This window comes from Actinocrispum wychmicini (assembly GCF_004345645.1).
Lineage (GTDB): Bacteria > Actinomycetota > Actinomycetes > Mycobacteriales > Pseudonocardiaceae > Kibdelosporangium > Kibdelosporangium wychmicini.
On record NZ_SLWS01000008.1, the window covers coordinates 542268 to 559167 of the forward strand.

Here is a 16900-nt window from a genome sequence, read left to right on the forward strand (position 1 = left end):
GGTGTTCTTCAACTCCAGGATCTCGCCGCGGGCGCTCACGTCGATCTTCTGGGTCATGTCGCCGCGCGCCACCGCTGTGGCCACCCGCGCGATGTCCCGCACCTGGTTGGTCAGGTTGAGGGCCATCAGGTTCACCGACTCGGTGAGGTCCCGCCACAGCCCGGACGCGCCCGGCACCCGCGCCTGGCCGCCGAGGATGCCCTCGGTGCCGATCTCCTTGCCGACTCTGGTCACCTCGGTCGCGAACAGCGACAGCTGGTCCACCATGCCGTTCACGGTGTGCCCGAGTTCCAGCAGGTCGCCGGTGAGCGGCCGGCCGTCGGCCGCCAGCGCCATCCGCCGGGTCAGGTCACCCTCCGCGACCGCCGCCAGCACCCGGTTCAGCTCCAGCGTCGGCCGGGACAGCCGGTCGATCAGCTCGTTGACGACGTCGGTGGCCACCCCCCACCCGCCGGCCCCGCCGCCCGGCCGCAGGCGTTCGTGCAGCACACCCTCGCTGGCCAGCCGGTCGCGAACCCGCAGCAGCTCGTTCACCAGCTGCTGGTTGCGTTCGGCGATCTCGTTGAACGCGGCCGCCAGCCGGGCCGACCGGCCGTCGCCCTTGGCCACGATCCGGCGGCGGAAGTTCCCTTCGCGCAGGTCCTCCATGGCGGCGAGCAGCCGGTCCAGCGTGGTGTCCTCGCCGTCCTGGGTCACGGGATCTTGGTGAATGCGCGTGGTCACGGCATTTCTCCTGGCGATCGAGGCGTGGTCTGCGTACAACCTTGCCATGCCGCGCCCCGGACGGGCAGGCAGGCGTTACGGTAGAACCGAAGTTGCCAACGCGTCAGCGAGGTGCGGGATGACCGATGCGACGGCATCGGCACGTCCGGCCGAAGCTGCCCAGCAGCGTGACGCCGCTTTTCTCGCCGAAGTCGGCGGGCGTCTCTGCGGCAGCCTGGACACGGACATGACCGCGGCCACGGTCGCCGAACTGGCGAGCCCAGTGCTCGGCGAGCGCTCCCTGGTGCTCATGCCCGCGTCCCGGGGCCGGTGGGAGTGGTGGGCCCACCGCCTGGACGGCAGCTCCACCCACGGCAAGGTGCGCAGGCTGCTGCCCGCGTCCGCGCCGGTACTGGCCAGAGCCATGTTCGCCACCCAGACCACGGTCCGGATCGTCCCGCCCGCCGAGGTGGTCGCCCTGCCGGCGGCGGTGCGGGACATGCTCGCCGGATTCGCCGAGATCGCCGCCGTCCCACTGGTCTCCGGCACCGGCGACACCCCCGGTGTGCTGATCCTGGCGCGCAGCGAGCCGTTGGCCGACATGGACCGCCAGGTGGTCCGTGACTTCGCCGAACGGGCCGGCGCGGCACTCGGGTCGGCGAGCCTGTTCGGCCGGCAGGAGTCGGCCATCCAGGGCCTGCAGACCACCCTGCATCCGGCCGAACTGCCGACCGTGCCCGGCGTCCGACTGGCCGCCCACTACCGCCCGGCCGCCGGACCGCTGCGCGTCGGCGGGGACTTCTACGACGTGCACCCCCGGTCCGACGGCACGGTGTTGTTCCTGCTCGGGGACGTGTGCGGGAACGGGCCGGAAGCCGCCGCGCTGACCGGGAACATCCGGCACGCGTTGGGCGCGTTGCACCTGGTGGAGCGGGAGCCGAGCCGGCTGCTGGACCTGGTGAACACCACGTTGCTGACCAACGGCGGCAGCCGGTTCGCGAGCCTGGTCGTCGGCTCGATGACGTCCCGCAGCGCGGACACGATGCGCCTGGCACTGGGGTCCGGCGGGCACCCGTGCCCGCTCGTGCTGCGCCGCGACGGCACCGTCGAAGAGGTGATCATCCCGGGCATGCTGGTCGGGGTGACCAGCAACGCCCGGTTCGGTCAGGAAACCGTCGAACTGAACCGCGGCGACGTCTGCCTGCTGTACACCGACGGGATCACCGAAGCGCGCGGCGGCCCCACCGGCGACGAGATGTTCGGCGACGAACGGCTGGCGGACCTGCTGGCGGGCTGCCAGGACACCCCGATCGACACGGTGCTGACCAAGATCAACGCCGCGGTCGGCGAATGGCTCGGCGGGAACGACCACGACGACATCGCGCTGTTGGCGATCCAGCCCCAGTCGGGCTGACCGCCGCCTTCAGTAGAGTGAAGGCCCGGTGGTGTTGGTACGAAGGACAACTGGTGCGCCTGCCTGACATGGAGCGGTCTCGCGCCGTCTTGGTCGGCGTGGCGCGGTACGAGGACGAGAGCCTGCACGACCTGCCTGGTGTGCACGCCAATCTCCAGGACTTCCACCAGCGACTGGTCGACGAGCGGGACGGGGCGTTCAGCGGGCGGTTCTGCCGGGTGCTCACCGACCCGGACGACATCGCCACGGTCGGCCGTCTGCTCGCCGACGAGGCCGCGCTGGCCGAGGACACCCTGTTGGTGTACTTCGCCGGGCACGGCCTGCTCGATCACCGTGGCCGGTTGTATCTCGGCCTGCGGCGGACCAGCAGCAAGCACGTCGGGGTCACCGCGTTGCCGTTCGAGTCCGTCCGGGACGCGATTCTGGACAGCCCGGCCGACAACCGCGTGCTGATCCTCGACTGCTGCTTCTCCGGCCGGGCCATCGAGGCCATGGGCGACCCGGGATCGGTGGTGTCCGGGCAGATCGAGATCCACGGGTGCTACACGCTCACCTCGTCGCCGGCCAACCAGCCGTCGAACGCCCCGACCGGCGCCCGCCACACCGCGTTCACCGGCGAGTTGCTGTCCCTGTTGACCGACGGCGTGCCGGCGGCCGGCGAGTTCATCACGCTGGACCAGACGTACAGCCACCTGGTCAAGGCATTGTCGGCGCGTGGCCTGCCGAAGCCGCAGCGTCGAGCCACGGGCACCGTCGACCGGCTCGCCCTGGCCCGCAACCCGGCCCGTTCGGCGAGCGCCGATTCCGGTGTGCCGCTGGAGATCCTCATCGACGTGGTCAGCGAGGACCCCGCGATTCGAGAGCGCGGCCTGCGCAAACTCGTCGACCTGGCGCTGTCGCCCAACGCGGCGCTCACCCAGGACGCCATCCGGAAGCTGGTCCACCTCACCAACGACACCAGCCAGTCCGTGGCGCCGCCGCCCACACCCGAGCCCGACCCGGAGCCCACGGACGGCCGCGTCATCACGCCGCCCTACATCACCCCGTTGGTGCGAAACCTCGCCGACGAACATGGGGTCGAGTGGCGGTCGCTGACGGGCACCGGGATCGGCGGCCGGATCCGCAAGCAGGACGTCCTGGACGTGATCGAGGCCGACGACTCCGGCTCGTCCTATGTCACTCCGGTGGTGAAGAAGCTCGCCGAGGACTACGGAATCGACGTGACCTCGATCAAGGGCACCGGGGTCGCCGGTCGCGTCCGCAGACAGGACGTGTTGGCCGCGGCCAAGGCGACCACGGACGACCTCGATGACGGGTACTGGGCCGACTGCCGCGAGATCGTCAAGCGGATACGGGACCATTTCGCCCATGCCTACGCGGACGGGAACCTGGGCGGTTACGCCCGCGGCATCGACATGGGCACCGGCCGTCATCTCCACACCGCGTTGACGATGTTGCCGTTCTGCAGCGGGATCGAGTTGTGGGAGTACGCCAGACCCAATCTGGACTGGCTGGTCCACGAGTTCGACAACGGATGGCCGTCGTGGACGTTCTGGGAGCCGTTCTGGAACGAACTGTCCGGGCATCCCCTGTACGCGAGCCTGAGTGATCCGCGGGCCGAGTTCGGTGGTCGGGTGACCATAATGCGGGGCGGTGTCCAGGAAGTCACGTCCGGTGGTTTCGGGATCGGCACGATGCTGCACCGCAAAGGTGTCTCGTGGTCGACTGTCGACCGGTTTCTTGACGTGCTGGCACCAGGCGCGCCGTTCGCGATGGCGTTTCTCGGCGACTCGTACGGGAGTTCTGCCATGACTGTCCTGCGCGACCAACAGATAGTCACATCCGTCGAGACCGTCGGCGCGATGTGGCTCGCGCTCGGCCGGGTATGACGGTGGTTTGACCGCGGGTCAGTTGTTCGTCGTCAGTGCGGCGAGGGCTTCCGGGACCGAGGGGTAGATCGGCAGGACCTGTTCAAGGCCGGTGATCCGCAGTGGGCGGCGGATCGGGCCGGCGCCGGCCACGATGGCCCAGCGGATGTTGCGGCGCGAGGTCTCGTGGTGCGTCTCCACCAGGACCGAGAAGCCCATAGAGCCCATGAACGTCACGCCGTCCAGGTCGAGGACGAACACCTCGTCGCTGTCCAGGCGTTCCGCCAGGCCTTCCCGGAAGGCGTCGGCCGAGGACAGGTCGATCTCGCCGGTGACGTGCGCCACCGTGACCGAATGGCCCTGATCCACCGAGATCCGCAGCGATTCGGGGTCGTACCTCCGCTCGGACAAACGATTCGCCCCCTTGTGCTCGGTCAGTCGCGTCCGCGCCTGCGGAAGTTCCGCTGGAACAGCAACGTCGCCACCACGCCCGTGGCCACCAGCCAGCCGGCGGTGGCCAGCCGGATCGGACGTGCGGGTTCGACGTCTCTCCCACCGTACCCCGCTGGGCGGTCGGGTTCGTGTGTGGCCGGCCGGGCAGGTTCCGCCGTCCACGCCGCCACCAGTAACAACAGGCGGGCCACCAGGTAGATGAAGACGAGCAGACCGATGACCGAGCCGAACGCCGCGCTGGTGGGGGAGCGGCCGAGCAGGCTCAGGTACAGGTTGGCGGCCTGTTTCAGGATCTCGAAGCCGATCGCGGCGGCCAGCGCGCCGCGGACCGCGTTGCGGGTGTCCACCTTCTGCCGGGGCAGCCGGGCCAGCACCCACAGGAACACCAGCCAGTCGGCGGTGATGGCCAACGGCACGGACAGCAACGACAGCACGGTGCCGGCCCACGGTTCGTGGTCCAGGCCGACCCACCGCAGCAGGAACTTGTTCAGCCAGCCACCGGCCGCGGACAGCGAGAACGACACGAGCAGCGCGGCGGACAGGCTGAGCAGCGCGAACAGGTCACGCAGGATCGTGCGGAAGAACGGCAACTCCGGGCGTTCCAGGTCCCACATCGCGGTCAGCGCGTCCCGCAGCGTGTTCATCCAGTTCCAGCCGGCGTAGAGGCCGATCACCAGACCGAACGCGCCGAGCGAGGCCCGTTGGGTCAACAGGCTGTCGTACACCTCGCTGGCGAACCCGGCCAGGCCGCTGGGCAGGGCGTCGGTGATGGTGCCGCGCAGGTCGTTCGCGACCTTGGCGTCGTCCGCGATCACGAAGCCGCCGATGGACAGGCCGACCATCAGGATCGGCACCACCGACAGCACACTGAAGTACGTGATGGACGCCGCGTACTGGTAGGCGTTGTGGTCGACGTACCGGTCGAGCGCGCGGATCAGGTGGTCGAACCACGCGTGCCGCGTCCGCACACGGTTGAGCAGGGATTTCTTCTCCGGTTCGACCACGCGACGATTCTCGCCCATGGTTCTGCCGGTTACCCCGTCGGACGGGGTTCTCCGCACTCGGGCGCGCCTCACCGGGAAACCGAAGGTGATCGCTTTAGATCCAGCACGTGGTGCGCAACAAACGTTCGGTCCCGACCCTGGCGGCGGTGGCCGTGCTGATCGTGTTGATCTCACTGGTGGTGTGGTGGGCGAACCGCCGGTCGGTGGCCAGCCCGCCGGTCACCACACCCGAGCTGGCCGCGTTGAGGATCGCGCCGCCCGGACCGATGAGCGGATACAGCCGGGACCGGTTCCCGCTGTGGGCGAGCGGACCGGACTCCTGTGACACCAGGGAGATCGTGCTGCAACGCCAAGGCGCGAACGTGACCAGGGACAACCGGTGCAAAGCGGTGTCCGGCACGTGGACCAGCCCGTACGACGGCGTGAAGATCACCGAGGCGGGCAAGGTCGACATCGACCACATGGTGCCGCTGGCGGAGGCGTGGCGGTCCGGCGCGACGAGCTGGACAGACGAACGCCGCAAGCAGTTCGCCAACGACCTCACGAATCCGCAACTCTTCGCGGTGTCCGCGAACGCCAACCGGTCCAAGGGCGACCAGGACCCGGCGCAGTGGAAACCGCCGCTGCGGACCTTCTGGTGCACGTATGCCAAGGACTACGTCACGGTCAAGGCGGCCTACCAGCTCACCGTCGACCAGGCCGAACACGACGCGCTCGCGGAGATGCTGGGCACCTGCCAGGAGCAAAAATAGGCCACCCCCTGGCCGCGGAGGGGGGAGAACGCAGGCCAGGGGGTGGGCTGTAATCGGTGCGGCGGTCGCCTCTCGGCGAGTGGCGCATGAGGGCTCCAGCTTGCCTGGTATTCCCTGATGGCTGTGGTTGCGGCCCGGGGACACGGTCCGCACCGATCGTCCTGTTCAACTGTCCGGGCGTGCCCGGTGTTCCGTGTACGGAGTGTGACGTGCGTTGCAGTGGTCCATGACGCGGTCGCCGGCCGTTCGGGTGAGAAATTTCGGGACAGACCGATCCGAACCCACCCTCCGCTCCGTATATGTGATGTCCAGGGAGGACCGAGGCGCATAACCGCCCATGAGGATGGTTATGTCACAACCGCATACCGTGCGTGCTGCCAGGAGCACACGTGCCACAGCGATGATGCTCGCGGCGGGCGCGGCGTTGGTGGGCGGGCTCGTTCCGGGTTCGGCCAGTGCGTCCAGCCACCGCGAAGCACCGCTGATCGCCGCCGACCCCACGGTCGACAACACGGACCTGTACGCGTTCGTCAGCCCGGACAAACCCGACACCGTGACCATGGTCGCGAACTTCTCGGGGTTCCAGGAACCCAACGGCGGCCCGAACTTCTACCCGTTCGCGACCGACGCGCACTACGACGTCAACATCGACAACAACGGCGACGCCAAGCCCGACCTGACGTTCCGCTACACGTTCTCGACCGACGACCGGCGGGGCAAGGACACCTTCCTGTACAACAAGGGCGTCGTGAAGTCGATCAACGACCCCAACCTGCTGTTCCGGCAGAACTACTCGGTCCAGCTGATCGACCATCACGGCGGCAACGCGCGCTACCTCGTGCAGAACGCGCGCGTCGCACCGTCCGACGTCGGGCCCGCGTCGATGCCTGACTTCCGGACGATCCGGGACCAGGCGATCACCAAGACGTACGGCGGCGGCCTGAGCTACGCCGGCCCGGCCGACGACTCGTTCTTCGCCGACCTGCGCGTGTTCGACTCGCTGTACGGCGGGAACCTGAGCGAGACCGGCCAGGACACGTTGCGCGGCTACAACGTCAACACCATCGCCCTGCAGCTCCCGTCGCACGTGTTGGCGCTCAAGCAGGACGCCAAACGCAACCCGGTGATCGGCGTCTGGAGTGACACCGAACGGCAGTCGCTGAGGCTCGCTCCCGGTTCAGCGAAGGCCGAAGGCCCGTTCGTGCAGGTGTCCCGGCTGGGCAACCCGCTGGTCAACGAGGTGATCTCGCCGGCCGGCCTGAAGGACGCGTTCAACGGCCTCACCCCGGACCAGGACCACAACGTCAAGGACCTGGTGGACCGGGTGAAGGTGCCGGAGCTGCCGCAGCTGGTCGAGCAGACCTTCCAGATCAAGGCCCCGGCCGCGCCGCGCGACGACCTGCTGGAGATCTTCCTGACCGGGATCACCACGAAGGCCGGCGGCCCGATCAAGGCCGACCTCAACTCGCAGCTGAACAACGCGGACGTGTACGCGAACCAGTTCGTGCCGTCCGAGATGCTGCGGCTGAACATGGCGATCGGGGCCACGCCGCAGCCGAACCGGCTCGGTCTGCTGGCCGGCGACAACCAGGGCTTCCCGAACGGCCGCCGGCTCACCGACGACGTCATCGACATCTCGTTGCAGACACTGGAAGGCGCGGCCCAGTCCGGCCAGCTGGTGCAGGCACTGGCGACCGGCGACAAGGTCGACGCCAATGACGTCGCCTTCGAGACGCGCTTCCCGTACGTGGCCGTGCCGAACAACGCCGCGGTGAACTCGGCGGTGCAGGCGCAGGTGGCGACCAAGTCGTCGATCCTGGCGAGCATCCCGATCGGTGGGTACGTCGGCGGCGCGATCGGCGCGCTGGTGCTGCTCGGCGGCGGTGTGTACCTGTGGCGCAAGCGCCCGACCAAGGCCCGTCACCGCAGTAACCGGCCCTGGTGAGTGTCCGTATCGACGCCCGTGGGCGCGGCCTGTCCGGCCGCGCCCACGGTGATCCCGGAGGAGTGGCCGCGTTGCTCGAACCGCCTTTTCTCAAGCCGGAAGCCGGCGGTCTGCGCCGGTGGTGGCCGGTGCCGGCGCTGTTGGTCGGGATCGCCACGGTCCTGTCGGTGTTCGCCGGGTACTCCGCGCCTATCGAAGCGGTGCCGTCCACCGCGCACGCGGGCCGGCAAACCCTGTTGGCGCAGTCGGTGGCCACGCTGCAGGCGTCCCTGCGCGAGCGACCGGACGACCCGCTCGCCTGGGCCAGACTCGGATCGTCCTATGTGGAGTTGGCCAGGATCACGGTCGACCCCACGTACTACGCCAAGGCGCAGGGCGCGTTGGAGCGGTCGATCCGGCTGAAGCCGGCCGGGAACGGGCCGGCGATGATGGGCATGGGCGCGTTGGCCAACGCCCGCCACGACTTCACGGTAGCCAAGGACTGGGGGGCGAAGGCACAGGCGGCCCAGCCGAGCACGGCCGAGGTGTACGGGGTGCTGGCGGACAGCCTGACCCAACTGGGCGACGACCAGGGTTCGGCGGACGCGGTCCAGCGGATGCTCGACCTGAAGCCGAACGTGTCGTCGTTCACCCGTGCCTCGTACTACTTCGAGATGCACGGCCGTGACGACGACGCACGGTCGGCGATGGACCGTGCCCTCGGCGCCGCCGGCGCGCCGGACGAGATCGCGTTCAGCCGGTACTACCTGGGGGAGTTGGCGTTCAACTCGGGCCGGCTCGACGACGCGGACGCCCAGTACACGCAAGGACTGCACGTGGTTCCCGACGACGCCTCGTTGACCGAGGGGCACGCCAAGGTCCTCGCCGCTCGGGTGCAGTACGCCCAGGCGCTCGACCTGTACAAGAGGTTGGTGTCGCGGGCGCCGCTGCCGCAGTACCTGTTGGAGTACGCGGAACTGCTCGATGTGTCCGGGCGCCCGGACGAGGCAGCTCAGCAGTACTCCGTGATCACGCAGCAGCAACGGTTGCTGGAAGCGTCGGGGGCGACCGACGATCTGAGCGCGGCCCAGGTGGCCGCCGACCACGGGGACAAGGCCGAGGCGGTGCGGCGGGCGCAGGCCGAGTGGGGGCGGCGGCAGAGCGTGTTCGTCGCCGACGCGATGGCGTGGGCCCTGCACGTGAACGGCCGGGACGCCGAAGCCCTGCCGTACACGGCCAAGGCCGCGGCGTTGGGCTGGCACAACGCGACGTTCGCCTACCACCGGGGGATGATCGAGGCCGGCCTCGGGCAGGTCGCGGACGCGGAACAGGACCTCGCGCGGGCACTGGACATCAACCCGTACTTCTCTCCTGTGCACGCGCCGGTCGCGAAGAAGAAACTGGCCGAGCTGAGGAACACCCGATGAGGGTGCTGATCCGCGCGGGCATCGTGGCCGCGGTGGTCGCGCCGCTGGTGTTCCTTCCGTTCGGGCACGCCGACGCGCACCCGTTGGGGAACTTCAGCGTCAACCACTACGACGGGCTGTCGCTGCACCCGGACCGCGTCGACGTCCGATCCATTGTGGACCTGGCGGAGATCCCGACTCTGCAGGAGAAGTCACTCGATCCCGGGCGGGAGTGCGCCACCTTGGCCGGCTCGCTGACGGCGACCGTCGCCTCGCGGCCGCTCACATTCACCGTCCGCGCGTCCACAATGGAGCATCCGGCCGGCCAGGCTGACCTGCCGACGACCCGCTTGACCTGCGAACTCACCGCCGCGGCCGAGCTGACCGGGCCGGTGACGTTCAGCGACGCGTACCGCGGCGACCGCGTCGGCTGGCACGAGATCACTGCTCTCGGTTTCGGGGTCGCCGTGGACTCGTCGGTGCCCGCCCACAGCGTCAGTGACGAGCTGCGGAAGTACCCGGACGACCTGCTCGCGAACCCGATGGACGTCCGGACCGCCCAGTTGACCGTGCGACCGGGCGCGGGCACCGGGTCGAGCGCGTCCGCACCGCGTCCGGCCGACGCGAGCATGCTGGACCGCGCTTCGCTCGCGTTGGCGGACTTCGTCGGACGACGGTCGTTGACGCCGTTGGTCGGGATGCTGGCCGTGCTGTTGGCCTTGGTGCTGGGCGCGTCGCACGCGGCCCTGCCGGGACACGGGAAGACCGTCATCGCCGCGTACCTCGTGGGTCGGCGCGGGACGCCTCGGGACGCGATCGTGGTGGGCGCGACTGTCACGTTGACCCACACGGCCGGGGTGTTGGTGCTGGGGTTGTTGTTGAGTGTGTCGAGCGTGCTCGCGGGGGAGAGCGTGTTGCGGTGGTTGGGGATCGGCAGCGGGCTGCTGATCGCGGGGATCGGGGTGGTGCTGCTTCGGTCGGCCGCTGTCCGTCGTGCGCCCGTGCTCGCCGGTCACGGCCATGGGCACAGTCACGGCCATGGGCATGGCCATGGTCACGGTCACGGGCATGGGCAGCGGTTCGGGCGGGGGAGCCTGATCGGGATGGGGGTCGCCGGTGGGCTGGTGCCCAGTCCGTCGGCGCTGGTGGTGCTGTTGGGGGCGGTGGCGCTGGGGCGGACGTGGTTCGGTGTGCTGCTGGTGCTGGCGTACGGGATCGGCATGGCCGGGATGCTGACCGCCGCCGGGCTGCTGTTGGTGAAGTTCCGCGACCGGTTCGACCGCTTCGCCACGGACCGGTTCGGTGGGCGGATCCAGAAGCTGATCGCGCTGGCGCCGGTGCTGACCGCCGGGATGGTCCTGCTGGTCGGCGTCGGCCTGACCATCCGGGCGGTCGTCGGCTAGTTCTTGGAATCTTCTGTGAAGCTTTCGCCCGGTCGGGCGACAGTGATGACACTGGGTACATGGCGGAAACGAGGATCTTGGTCGTCGACGACGACGAGTTCCTGGCCGACGCGGTGTCCACGGCCTTGCGGTACGAGGGGTTCGACACGGCGGTCGCCGGGACGCGGGCGGAGGCTGTTGGCGCCGTTCAGCGCTACCGGCCCGATCTGATCGTGCTGGACATCCTGCTGCCGGACGGTTCGGGGCTGGATCTCTGCCGTGCGTTGCGCCGGTCCGCGCAGCAGGTGCCGGTGGTGTTCCTGACCGCGCGGGACGAGCCCGAGGAACGTATCGCGGGCCTGACCATCGGCGGCGACGACTACCTGACGAAGCCGTTCAGCCTGGGCGAGCTGATCGCCCGGATCCGTGCGGTGCTGAGGCGGTCCGGGTCGTCGGGCGGTCCGACGCCTCTGGTCGTCGCGCATCTGGAGATCGACGTGGCGGCGCATCAGGTCCGGGTCGGCGGGCAGGTGGTCGACCTGACGCCGACCGAGTTCGAGCTGCTGCACTACCTCGCCGTCAACGCCGGAACGGTCCTCACCAAGGGACAGATCCTGGATCACGTGTGGCAGTACGACTTCGGCGGCAACGACGGCGCGGTGCAGACGTACATCAGTTACCTGCGCCGCAAGGTGGACACCGGTCATCCGCGGTTGATCCACACCGTGCAGCGCATCGGGTACGTGCTGCGTCCGCCGGAGCCCACGCCGTGAGGCCGATGTCGCTGCGGACTCGGCTGGTGCTGACGGTCGGTGGGCTGGTGCTGATGGGGATGATTCCGCTCGGTGTGTCGACATCCCAGGCTTTGTCCGACTGGCGTGACAGTCACAACATCGACGCGCTCACGGCGACGAGCCGCACGCTCGCCGCCGATCTCGCGCAGGGAGCCACGCTCGCGAACACGCCTTTGCTCTCCGCGCTCGCGGAACGTGGTGACGTGCCGTCGTTCTTCCAACTGCGCGGCACGGACGGCACGGTGTTGCAGACCGTGTCCGCTGGCCCGGCGCCGTCGTTGACGCACACCGAACCGGTTCGCGACGGCACTGTGCTCGTCGTCGGGATGCGGACGGCGGGCTCCGACCAGTTTCTGGCCAGGATCCGGCGGGCGGTGCTCATTCCCAGCGTGGTCACGTTCGTCGGTGTGCTGCTGTTGGCGGTGTGGCTGGTGCGGCGGGGGATGCGGCCGTTGGACCGGATCGCTCGCACCGCCCAGGCCATCGGCAGCGGCGATCTCACGCAACGCGTTGAGCTCGTGGACCCACGGACCGAGATCGGCCGGCTCGGCCGTGCGTTGAACAACATGCTCGGTCAGCTCGAAACCGCCTTCGATGAGCGACGCGCCTCTGAACACCGCCTCCGTACGTTCCTTGCCGACGCGTCCCACGAGCTGCGCACTCCCGTGGCGACTGTTCGCGCGTACGCCGAACTGTTCCGCCGTGGCGCCGCATCACGACCTGCGGACCTGGCTCGGGTGACGTCCCGCATCGAGAGCGAAGCGGAACGCATGGGTGTGCTCGTCGACGAAATGCTGCTGCTGGCCAGGCTGGACCAAGGCAGACCGCTCGATCTTCGGCCCACCGACCTCAACGAACTCGCCGCCGACGCGGTCGCCGCCGCCCGCGCCACCGAACCCGACCGGCCGCTGCGGATACTCCCCGCCCCGGCGCCGGCGGTCCTGCCGTGCGATCCCACCCGGATCCGCCAGCTCCTGGACAATCTCTTGGCCAACGTTCGCATCCACACCCCGTCTGGTGCTCCCGCGACCGTCACCGTCGGTGTCGACCGGCACTCGGTCACGGTCGACGTCGTCGACACCGGGCCGGGCATTCCCGCCGCCGACCATCTGCGTGTCTTCGACCGCTTCTATCGCGCCGCCCACACCCGCGCCAGCGGCACCGGGCTGGGTCTTTCGCTCGTGGCCGCCATCGCTCACGCCCACAACGGAACCGCCAGTGTCCACACCGGACTCGATGGGTCCGGCACGCGGGTCCGCGTCACGCTGCCCAGGTGACCGGCAGGGCGTGGACGCCGTAGATGGCCATGTCGGTGCGGAGCGGGACCTGGTCCGCGGGGACGGCGAGGGCGAGGTTCGGGAACCGGTCAAGCAGGCGGCGGAACCCGATCCGCATCTCGGTCCGGGCGAGCTGCTGGCCGAGGCAACTGTGGATGCCGTGGCCGAACGCCAGGTGCTGGGTGCGTTCCCGGGTGACGTCCAACTCGTCGGGGCGGTCGGTGAGCTCGTTGCCGCGGTTCGCTTTCGGTGTCGCGAGGACGACGGTCTGGCCCGCTTGGATCTGTGCGCCGCCGAGAGTGAGGTCCTCGGTGGCCACCCGGACGATGCCAGGCCCGATGATGCTCAGGTAGCGCATCAGCTCGTCGACCGCACCAGGCATGAGGTCCGGATCGGCACGCAGGATCGACATCTGTTCGGGATGCCGCAACAACGCGAACGTGCCGAGGCCGAGCATGGCCGCGGTGGTTTCGTGCCCGGCGAACAGCAACAACAACGTCATGGCGGTCAGCTCGTCGTCATCGAGGTCCGAGTCGGCGATCAGACCGGAAAGCAAGGCGTCGTCCGGGTTCGCGCGTTTGTGTTCGACCAGGTTCCGCAGGAACGTCATGGCTTTGACGCGGGCCGCGAACCGTTCGTCGTCGGAGATGGTGAGGTTGACGAACGCCTTGGCGAAGCTCTGGAACTCCGCCCGGTCGGCGTAGTCCACGCCCAGCAGTTCGCAGATCACCAACGAGGGCACCGGCAACGCGAAATGGGCCACCAGGTCCGCTGGAGTGTCCTGGCGGGCAAGGGAATCCAGGTGGTCGTCGACGATCTGCCCGATCCTGGGCTCAAGGAGTTTCATCCGGCGCACGGTGAACTGCCCGGTGAGCAGCTTCCGGTAGTGGGTGTGCTCCGGCGGGTCCATCGTGATGAACGACCGGCGCTGCTGGTCGCCGGGCCGTGGCTTGGACTTGAACCCCGGCAGCGGCGACTCCGCTCGTGCGCGGTCGGCGGAGAACCGCGTGTCGGCCAGGAACTCCCGGCCCACCTGCGCGCTGGTCACCACCCAACCCGTTGCGCCACTGGGAAAGACAAGCGGGCTGACGGCCGGCAACCCGGCGAGCTCCGGGGACGGGTCGAACAGCTGATGGCGTTGAGTCAAAGGCAGTGTCATGAGTTCTCCGATTCGGTACGCAGGATGCGCCAGCACACGTAGCCGCAAAGCCCCAGCGCGGGAGTGCCGGCGAACGTCTCGACAATGCCGAGCGCGACCACCTGCCCGGCCAGGTACAACGGCACCACCACGGCGACATTGACGACGAACTTCGCAAGGAACAACGCTGTGCACAGCTGGTAGCGCCGCCGCCGCGCCCGGTCCCGCCGCCAGCCGAACCGTTCGCCCGACCCGGCGCCGACGATGAGTCCGATCACCGGCCACCCCACCACCATGGACACCAGGAACACCACCCCGGCACCCGCAGGCATCACCAGACCCGGCAGGTAGAAGTCCACCCCACGGCCAGTGCTACTGGCGAGCAACGCGGAAACCGCCACCATGACCAGCCCACCGACCGCCTGCCACCACTTCCGTTCGGTGCACACCCGAACCACCGCGAACACCAACACCGCCCCGACGGCGACCAAAGCGGACAGCATCACCCGACCGGTGATCGGATAGACGACCAGGAACGCGATCCGGGAAGTGAAGATCTCCGCGACCGTGTACCAACCACCCACCATCTCGAACAAACGCAGCGACTGCCGAGTCAGCAGACCGAAGTTCATGCCGTCAACTCTGGCGCCCTGATCTTCAGAACCCTTGGCGGACCTCTGTGATATCGCTGCGAATCACGGACCGGCGCCGCACTACAGGCCGAACGCCGCGGTCACCTTGCGGACCGCTTCGACCGCAGGTATCCCGACCTGGCCGAATTCCTCGCCAGGTGTGCGGTCAGTGTGGCCACGCCGTCGCCGCGGAGCCTGTCGAGGCTGGCGGCGCGTCCGGTGAGCAGCAGGAGCAGGGCGTCGATGGGGCCGCGAACCTCGTGTGGGCCGTGGCCGGCCGTCCAGTCGATGTCGGTGGCGCGCAGCCGGATTCCGGCGAGTCGGCGGCGGGCCCAGAAGGGCCAGCCCATGGCCCAGACGCGGGCGGCACCCGTGCGGGCGGCGTCCAGCGGCATGGTCCGGTCCCGGCTGAGCGGGATCGCGATGTCCTGCCCGTGCACCAGGATGTCGAAGAGGATGTTGCGGTGGTTGGTCATCGGCGGCAACCTGCGCGAGGCCGCGTGCGTACGCAGCTCGGCGACCAGGTCGGCGCCGGCCCGGTCGGCGTGCCGGACCGAGATGTCGTGGTTGAGCCGGTGGAAGCTGCCCCGCGCCCGGACCCCCTCGGCGAGCATCGTCCACGGGCCGGGTGGTTGCGGCGCCAACGCGACGTGTGCGGCGACGTCCCGGACCCGCCAGCCCGCGCACAACGACGGGCGGTCCCATTCCGGCTCGGTCAGTGTGTCCAGCAGATCGGCCAGACTGAGCCGCTCGCTCTCGATGACCTGCCAGCTCCGCTCCCGGTCCATGACGAGTCCTCTAGTAGCATCGGTCAGAGACACTGACCAATTTAGTCAGACTCTCTGACTAATGTCAAGGGGTGCCCGTGACCGACGACGCAGCGCTGAACACCGGCCTGCTGCTCTACATCCCGTACCGGTGGTTGGAGAACCGCGTGTTCGACGCGTTGGCCAAGGCCGGGTACGACATCACCGTCGCGCAGATGAAGATCGTGCAGCGGATCGGGCCCGACGGCACCCGGCTGACCGATCTCGCCGAACAGGCCCAGGTCACCAAGCAGACCGCCGGTTTCCTGGTGGACCAACTGGAGAAGGCGGGCTGGGTCGAGCGGGTGCCCGACCCGTCCGACAAACGAGCTCGCCTCGTTCGGATGAGCGACCGTGGCAAGAGCGCGATCCCCATCGCGGATGCCGCGATCGCCGAGATCGAGACCGAGTGGGAGGCGCACCTGGGCAAACAACAGATGGCGCAGCTCCGGCGCATCCTCACCAAACTCCGCGCGATCACAGACCCCTACGCCTAGTGGCTGGCCTTGGGCCGGCGAGCGGTGCCGGCCGGTGACCGTCAGCCCGTGGGGCTGAGGGTGTCCAGGTGGATCCGACGGTCGACGGTGATCTCCTCGCCGACCGCGAGGTAGCTCACGCGGTCGAGCAGGAAGCCGCGGGGCGCGTTGCGCAGCCGGCACCAGGCGAGCAGATACCAGCCGCGGGGGCCGTGTAAGAGCGCCATCGGCTCCACGGTCCGGTGGGTGGTGTGCTCGTTGCGGTCGCGGTAACGGATGAGCAGGGTTCGGCCGGTCTTCAGGGCTCGCTCCACCTTTCGGGGGACGGCCGAATGGTTGCCGGCCGGGCTGACCGGGCGCACCCGGTCGACGAGCTTGTCCACCTCGTCCCGGGAGCGTTCCGGGAGCACCGCCGCCAGCTTGGCCAACGCCGTCCTGGCCGCGCCTTCGAGCGGAACGCCCCGCAGTTCGCGCAGCGCCACGGTCATCACTGTCGCCTCTTGCGGGGTGAGGTGCAGCATGGGGAGCAGGCGGTCCTCGTCCAGGACGTAGCCGCCGCGGCGGCCCCGGTCGCCGTACACCGGGACGTCCGACTGCTGCAGCTCGGCGAGGTCACGCTCGATGGTCCGGACCGACACGTCGAGGTGATCCGCCAGCCACCTGGCCGTGCGCGACTCGGGTGCCGCCGCGCGCAGCTCCGCCACCAGGGTGGTCTGTCGAGTGGTTCGGTTCATAGGGACAACGTACCTGGCACCACCGACAATTTTGGGTCAACTCGAACACATGGTCGAGTACTTGTTACCTGACGCCGTTACGGTCGTTGCGACCGAGCATCCGGCAGGTCCGCACGCATAGCTGCCCCAAAGGGCGGG

16 protein-coding genes are annotated in these 16900 nt (G+C 69.0%); 9 read left to right on the forward strand and 7 right to left on the reverse strand.

The window, feature by feature from the left end; genetic code table 11:
* Nucleotides 1-648 (reverse strand): HAMP domain-containing protein (locus EV192_RS56275; RefSeq protein ID WP_243727286.1); only part of this gene is annotated, 648 nt, incomplete at its 3' end.
* Between the two features lie 193 nt (nucleotides 649-841).
* Here EV192_RS56275 and EV192_RS35335 point away from each other — a divergent pair.
* Together EV192_RS35335 and EV192_RS35340 are read left to right on the forward strand one after the other, a co-directional pair.
* Nucleotides 842-2116: a PP2C family protein-serine/threonine phosphatase gene (locus tag EV192_RS35335; protein ID WP_165960784.1), complete on the forward strand. Its 1275-nt coding sequence runs from the start codon at nucleotides 842-844 to the stop codon at nucleotides 2114-2116.
* Between the two features lie 53 nt (nucleotides 2117-2169).
* Complete coding sequence (locus EV192_RS35340; RefSeq protein WP_207926387.1) at nucleotides 2170-4005, forward strand: caspase family protein; 1836 nt, start codon at nucleotides 2170-2172, stop codon at nucleotides 4003-4005.
* Between the two features lie 18 nt (nucleotides 4006-4023).
* On the opposite strand, the gene EV192_RS54270 is transcribed toward EV192_RS35340, so the two are convergent.
* Nucleotides 4024-4395 (reverse strand): STAS domain-containing protein, encoded by a 372-nt coding sequence (locus EV192_RS54270; protein WP_165960785.1) that lies wholly within the window; start codon nucleotides 4393-4395, stop codon nucleotides 4024-4026.
* Nucleotides 4396-4418: 23 nt separating this feature from the next.
* A complete protein-coding gene (locus tag EV192_RS35350; RefSeq protein ID WP_243727274.1) occupies nucleotides 4419-5441 on the reverse strand; it encodes a YhjD/YihY/BrkB family envelope integrity protein in 1023 nt (340 codons plus the stop codon).
* 107 nt (nucleotides 5442-5548) lie between these two features.
* Between EV192_RS35350 and EV192_RS35355 the strand changes: the two genes are divergently transcribed.
* The 6 genes from EV192_RS35355 to EV192_RS35380 all read left to right on the forward strand — a co-directional run bounded on the left by EV192_RS35355 (nucleotide 5549) and on the right by EV192_RS35380 (nucleotide 12976).
* A complete protein-coding gene (locus tag EV192_RS35355; RefSeq protein ID WP_243727275.1) occupies nucleotides 5549-6193 on the forward strand; it encodes an HNH endonuclease family protein in 645 nt (214 codons plus the stop codon).
* A 349-nt stretch (nucleotides 6194-6542) separates the two neighbouring features.
* Nucleotides 6543-8138, forward strand: coding sequence for a DUF4331 domain-containing protein (locus EV192_RS35360; protein ID WP_207926389.1), 1596 nt, complete (start codon nucleotides 6543-6545; stop codon nucleotides 8136-8138).
* Nucleotides 8135-9544, forward strand: a complete 1410-nt coding sequence (locus EV192_RS35365) for a tetratricopeptide repeat protein (RefSeq protein WP_132122932.1) — start codon at nucleotides 8135-8137, stop codon at nucleotides 9542-9544. Before EV192_RS35360 ends, EV192_RS35365 begins: the two co-directional genes overlap by 4 nt.
* Nucleotides 9541-10926 carry a nickel/cobalt transporter gene (locus EV192_RS35370; protein WP_132122933.1) on the forward strand — a complete coding sequence of 462 codons (1386 nt, stop codon included), beginning with the start codon at nucleotides 9541-9543 and terminating at the stop codon, nucleotides 10924-10926. The genes EV192_RS35365 and EV192_RS35370 overlap by 4 nt, the downstream gene beginning before the upstream one ends.
* Before the next feature lie 59 nt (nucleotides 10927-10985).
* Nucleotides 10986-11678 (forward strand): response regulator transcription factor, encoded by a 693-nt coding sequence (locus EV192_RS35375; protein WP_132122934.1) that lies wholly within the window; start codon nucleotides 10986-10988, stop codon nucleotides 11676-11678.
* A 5-nt stretch (nucleotides 11679-11683) separates the two neighbouring features.
* Nucleotides 11684-12976 (forward strand): sensor histidine kinase, encoded by a 1293-nt coding sequence (locus EV192_RS35380; protein ID WP_132122935.1) that lies wholly within the window; start codon nucleotides 11684-11686, stop codon nucleotides 12974-12976.
* Here the strand turns inward: EV192_RS35380 and EV192_RS35385 are convergent.
* The 3 genes from EV192_RS35385 to EV192_RS35395 form a co-directional block, all read right to left on the reverse strand.
* A complete protein-coding gene (locus tag EV192_RS35385) occupies nucleotides 12960-14135 on the reverse strand; it encodes a cytochrome P450 (RefSeq protein WP_132122936.1) in 1176 nt (391 codons plus the stop codon). The genes EV192_RS35380 and EV192_RS35385 overlap by 17 nt on opposite strands.
* A complete protein-coding gene (locus tag EV192_RS35390) occupies nucleotides 14132-14746 on the reverse strand; it encodes a DUF3159 domain-containing protein (protein ID WP_132122937.1) in 615 nt (204 codons plus the stop codon). The genes EV192_RS35385 and EV192_RS35390 overlap by 4 nt, the downstream gene beginning before the upstream one ends.
* 101 nt (nucleotides 14747-14847) lie before the next feature.
* On the reverse strand, nucleotides 14848-15534 hold the full coding sequence (locus tag EV192_RS35395; protein WP_132122938.1) for a maleylpyruvate isomerase family mycothiol-dependent enzyme: 687 nt from the start codon (nucleotides 15532-15534) through the stop codon (nucleotides 14848-14850).
* A gap of 77 nt (nucleotides 15535-15611) precedes the next feature.
* On the opposite strand from EV192_RS35395, the gene EV192_RS35400 reads away from it, so the two are divergent.
* Nucleotides 15612-16049, forward strand: coding sequence for a MarR family winged helix-turn-helix transcriptional regulator (locus EV192_RS35400; protein ID WP_243727276.1), 438 nt, complete (start codon nucleotides 15612-15614; stop codon nucleotides 16047-16049).
* 41 nt (nucleotides 16050-16090) lie between these two features.
* Here EV192_RS35400 and EV192_RS35405 read toward each other — a convergent pair whose 3' ends face one another.
* Entirely contained in the window at nucleotides 16091-16762 is a 672-nt protein-coding gene (locus EV192_RS35405; protein WP_132122939.1) for a helix-turn-helix transcriptional regulator, read from the reverse strand.
* Between the last annotated feature and the right edge of the window lie 138 nt (nucleotides 16763-16900).

Coding starts and splice junctions, on each gene's coding strand:
- EV192_RS35335 (WP_165960784.1), top strand. CDS start 842: ATGACCGATGCGACGGCATCGGCACGTCCGGCCGAAGCTGCCCAGCAG.
- EV192_RS35360 (WP_207926389.1), top strand. CDS start 6,543: ATGTCACAACCGCATACCGTGCGTGCTGCCAGGAGCACACGTGCCACA.
- EV192_RS35370 (WP_132122933.1), top strand. CDS start 9,541: ATGAGGGTGCTGATCCGCGCGGGCATCGTGGCCGCGGTGGTCGCGCCG.
- EV192_RS35375 (WP_132122934.1), top strand. CDS start 10,986: ATGGCGGAAACGAGGATCTTGGTCGTCGACGACGACGAGTTCCTGGCC.
- EV192_RS35380 (WP_132122935.1), top strand. CDS start 11,684: ATGTCGCTGCGGACTCGGCTGGTGCTGACGGTCGGTGGGCTGGTGCTG.
- EV192_RS35385 (WP_132122936.1), bottom strand. CDS start 14,135: ATGACACTGCCTTTGACTCAACGCCATCAGCTGTTCGACCCGTCCCCG.
- EV192_RS35390 (WP_132122937.1), bottom strand. CDS start 14,746: ATGAACTTCGGTCTGCTGACTCGGCAGTCGCTGCGTTTGTTCGAGATG.
- EV192_RS35395 (WP_132122938.1), bottom strand. CDS start 15,534: ATGGACCGGGAGCGGAGCTGGCAGGTCATCGAGAGCGAGCGGCTCAGT.
- EV192_RS35405 (WP_132122939.1), bottom strand. CDS start 16,762: ATGAACCGAACCACTCGACAGACCACCCTGGTGGCGGAGCTGCGCGCG.